We start from the raw sequence: 228 nt of genomic DNA on the forward strand, positions 1-228 counted from the left end.
GGGGCTATAGCTCAGCTGGGAGAGCGCTTGCATGGCATGCAAGAGGTCGACGGTTCGATCCCGTCTAGCTCCACCAATCTCGAAGAGCAGAATTTGCCACCAGCTTGTATTTGCCGAATAAGCAATACGGGTTGCGCTTGAAGGGTTTGCGTCCCCTTCGTCTAGTGGCCTAGGACACCGCCCTTTCACGGCGGTAACAGGGGTTCGAGTCCCCTAGGGGACGCCATT

General features: G+C 57.0%; 2 tRNA genes. Both read left to right on the top strand.

From position 1 onward, the window contains the following. A tRNA-Ala gene (locus LO50_RS23420) sits at window positions 1-76 on the top strand. Window positions 77-150: 74 nt separating this feature from the next. Further along, window positions 151-226 (top strand) — tRNA-Glu (locus LO50_RS23425). The last annotated feature ends 2 nt before the right edge of the window (window positions 227-228 follow it).

Origin of the sequence: Stutzerimonas stutzeri, assembly GCF_000935215.1 — a bacterium.
Lineage (GTDB): Bacteria > Pseudomonadota > Gammaproteobacteria > Pseudomonadales > Pseudomonadaceae > Stutzerimonas.